Annotated in this window: 4 protein-coding genes and 1 pseudogene; all 5 read left to right on the plus strand. The window is 57.5% G+C overall.

Translation table 11 applies throughout. From position 1 onward, the window contains the following. Window positions 1–69: 69 nt before the first annotated feature. A pseudogene (locus tag FHT28_RS35755) lies at window positions 70–291 on the plus strand (IS3 family transposase); the annotation flags it as partial. 170 nt (window positions 292–461) lie between these two features. Further along, window positions 462–1,373, plus strand: a complete 912-nt coding sequence (locus tag FHT28_RS35760; RefSeq protein WP_168598915.1) for an HNH endonuclease — start codon at window positions 462–464, stop codon at window positions 1,371–1,373. A 50-nt stretch (window positions 1,374–1,423) separates the two neighbouring features. Then, complete coding sequence (locus FHT28_RS35765) at window positions 1,424–1,651, plus strand: helix-turn-helix domain-containing protein (protein WP_142523806.1); 228 nt, start codon at window positions 1,424–1,426, stop codon at window positions 1,649–1,651. After that, window positions 1,648–3,015, plus strand: coding sequence for a zinc-binding dehydrogenase (locus FHT28_RS35770; RefSeq protein WP_168598914.1), 1,368 nt, complete (start codon window positions 1,648–1,650; stop codon window positions 3,013–3,015). The genes FHT28_RS35765 and FHT28_RS35770 overlap by 4 nt, the downstream gene beginning before the upstream one ends. A gap of 56 nt (window positions 3,016–3,071) precedes the next feature. Beyond that, window positions 3,072–3,470, plus strand: coding sequence for an aldo/keto reductase (locus FHT28_RS35775; protein ID WP_348645064.1), 399 nt, complete (start codon window positions 3,072–3,074; stop codon window positions 3,468–3,470). The last annotated feature ends 58 nt before the right edge of the window (window positions 3,471–3,528 follow it).

Below are 3,528 nucleotides of genomic sequence, written 5' to 3' on the forward strand. Positions count from 1 at the left end.
GCATTGCAACCTCCTTCGGTTTGGCCACCTGTATCATGCAGCAGGTGGACGAGGCGGACCATCCCATTAGTGGTGACGCCCGCAGCAAGGCGGAAAGCTGTCGCGCATGTGATGGATCACCACCAGATGAGCGAACGGCGGGCGTGTAAAGCCATCGGCTTTTGCCGGATGACGATCCGTTACGAAACCAGGCGCGGTGATGACTATGACCTTCGCGCGCGGATGAAGGCGCTGGCGCATGAACGCCGCCGCTTTGGATATCGACGCCTTCATGTGCTGCTCAGGCGTGAGGTGTGTTGCCATGCTCTTATTCCATTTCTCTCGACACCGGTGCCGAGGGCGGGCGGGAATAGGAGTGGACGTTTAACAAATGGAATTGCCGCAGCGGCGAGCATTTGGGGCCAGGCTTAGGTCCCCAGATTTCAAATGAAGCATCAAGAGCCTCATGCTAAAGGTTGCAGATGGGATTCGGGGTTTTCATTCACCGGTCAGATTCGATTTACGACGACAGCCCGGCTGAACAATACCAGTTCCCGGGCCAGTATCTCGGTCGTGTCCATGCGTGTGTGGGTGACTGGATCGTCTACTACGAGCCTCGGAAAGTCGCAGCGACCCGCGGCTATTTTGCTGTCGCCAAGGTTGAAAGGGTTATTCCTGATCCGAAGGCGCCCGGCATGTATCTGGCGCTGATCGAACACGGTAGTTATCTCGACTTCATCAATCCCGTTCCGTTCAGTGGACCAGACGGTGTCATAGAGCGAGGCGTGCTGAATGAAGAGGGCCGTATTTCCGGCAGGGCACAGGCTGCGGTCCGGCCGATATCCGCAGCAGATTTCAACCGCATCGTATCGATCGGCATCGACGAGCATGAGCCTGAACTGCCTCGACTGGATGAGCCGGGGGTGACGCATACAGTCGATGGATTTGCGGATGAAGCGCAAGCGCCGTTCATATCCGAGCAGGAGCGTGACCGTGTAATGCAACTCTCGTCGCGGATCGTTCGAAATCGGCTGTTTCGCCGGCTCGTTCTTCACGCCTATGACAAACGATGCGCCATCACGGGGTTGAAGCTCATCAATGGCGGCGGCCGAGCGGAGGTTGATGCCGCTCATATTCGACCGGTGGAAGCGAGCGGGCCCGACATTCTCTCTAACGGAATAGCGCTTTCGGGTACCGCACACTGGATGTTTGACCGCGGTCTGATTGGCCTCTCGGATGATCTTGATATCCTGATATCGCGTCAGGCGAATGATCCTGACAGCATTAAAGGACTCCTCAACAAGACCGGGAAGGCGATTGTGCCTGGCAGGGTTTTCGAGCGACCACATCCCCAGTTCCTGAGATGGCACCGTGAGAACTGCTTCAAGCAATGAACACTAGGATAGTCTTGCGGTGTAGCAGATTCATCCCGATGGGGGTGATTGTGGAAAAGATCAAAGATACAAAAAGCCTCGGCATGCTGATCCGTCATGAGCGCAAACAGCAAGGGTTAACCCAGGAGCAGCTCGCCGGGGTGATTGGTGTGGGCGTACGTTTTCTGCGTGAACTCGAGGCCGGCAAAGAGAGCTGCCAGATTGGCCGTGCGATGCAAGTCCTGGCTGGTCTTGGCCTCGTCGTTTCGGTCGGGCGTCGTCAGGGTCCGCGATCATGACCCGCGAATTGGACGTCTACTTTCGCGAAACCAAGGCCGGCGTACTCGGCCGGCTTGACGACGGCCTGCTCACCTTCACCTATAACAGCAAGTATCTCCTGGACCAACGATCGCGGGCGATATCGTTCTCAATGCCCCTGCAAGAAGAATCATTTGGTGATCAGGTGGTGCGCCCGTTTTTCTCGGGGCTCTTGCCGGATGAGGGGGCGCGGCAACGCCTCGCTGGGGCGCTCGGCCTTTCGGCAGGCAACGCCTTCGGGCTACTGGAAGTTATCGGGGGCGAATGCGCAGGTGCCTTATCACTCTATACCACCGGCACGGCGCCAGAAACTTCCGGCCGGTCCCAAGCCGAAATTCTCACTCCGGGACGTCTGGATGAAATTCTCAGCAGGCTGCGGACCCGGCCTTTGCTTGGCGGAGACGAGGGCATTCGCCTATCGCTCGCCGGCGCGCAGGATAAACTGGCGGTCATTGTCGATGGAGATTCCATTGCCTTGGCAAAAGACGGCAGACCAACGACCCATATCTTGAAACCAGTCACGGTCCTGCGCGTCGGCGCCAATGTCCGACAGTTCAAGGCAGGCGACGAGGTCTATGGCCGCCCGCGCGATCACAGGGCCGGCACCTTTGCAGAGATGATTGCGGTTGATGCCGCAGATCTCGCACTGAAACCGGTCAACCTTTCCATGGAGCAAGCCGCCTCGATCCCGCTGGTCGGATTGACCGCCTGGCAGGCTCTCGTTGAGGTGGGCAAGGTCAAGCCCGGCCAGGAAGTGTTCATTCAGGCCGGTTCCGGCGATGTAGGAACCTTCGCCATCCAGCTTGCCAAGCATCTCGGCGCCATTGTGGCCACCACCACCAGTGCTGCGAATGTAGAGCTGGTCAAGAGCCTCGGCGCAGATTTGGTGATCGACTACAAGACGCAGGATTTCGAGCAGGTTCTCTCCGGATACGATCTCGTGCTGAACAGCCAGGATGCCAAGACGCTGGCAAAGTCGCTGAACGTGCTGAAACCGGGTGGGCGATTGATCTCGATCTCCGGGCCGCCGGATGTTCCCTTTGCAAAATCTCTCAGGCTCAACCTGTTCTTGCGATTTGTGATGCGGATGCTGAGCAGGGGCGTGCTGAAGAAGGCAAAAAGCCGAGGTGTTGAATATTCCTTCCTGTTCATGCGCGCCGAAGGGCAGCAACTGGCCCAGATCGCAAAACTAATCGACGCCGGCGCAATCCGTCCGGTCGTGGACAAGGTGTTTCCGTTTGCACAGACACCAGATGCCTTGGCCTATGTCGAAACCGGACGCGCCAAGGGTAAGGTCGTGGTCAAGATCGCAAATCAAGGCTGCCGCCAAGATTGCAAATTATGAACAGGCGGGCAGGGCCATCGATATCTTTCCAAAGAAAGGAAAAGTTCGTGAAGTATATGCCATTCGGGAAGACCGGTCTTCGGGTCTCGCAAATTGCGCTCGGCACCGGAAACTTCGGCACAGGCTGGGGACATGGCGCTGACCGCGACACGAGCAAGGCGGTTTTTGACGCTTATGCCGATGCTGGCGGCAACTTTATCGACACGGCCGATATTTATCAATTTGGGCAATCGGAAGAACTTCTGGGTTCCCTGTTGCACGGTCGGCGTGAGAATTTCGTACTCGCCACGAAATTCACTAACGGGGCAGTGCCCAATGCGGATCGGCTTGTCACTGGCAACAGCCGCAGGGCAATGATCGCTTCTGTGGAAGGCAGCCTCAAACGCCTCAAGACAGACCGCATCGATATCTACTGGGCGACGTTGGTGCGCGGATCGTTAATCGCGGTGGGTTAGGTGCGGTGGCCAGCTCAATAACCGGTCTCCGCCACGATGCCTTTCAAGCACAACGCCT

Origin of the sequence: Rhizobium sp. SG570 (assembly GCF_012275345.1) — a bacterium.
GTDB lineage: Bacteria > Pseudomonadota > Alphaproteobacteria > Rhizobiales > Rhizobiaceae > Rhizobium > Rhizobium lusitanum.

Excerpts from the sequence above, each read along its gene's own strand:
- FHT28_RS35770 (WP_168598914.1), top strand. The coding sequence starts at position 1,648 with ATGACCCGCGAATTGGACGTCTACTTTCGCGAAACCAAGGCCGGCGTA.
- FHT28_RS35775 (WP_348645064.1), top strand. The coding sequence starts at position 3,072 with ATGCCATTCGGGAAGACCGGTCTTCGGGTCTCGCAAATTGCGCTCGGC.
- FHT28_RS35760 (WP_168598915.1), top strand. The coding sequence starts at position 462 with ATGGGATTCGGGGTTTTCATTCACCGGTCAGATTCGATTTACGACGAC.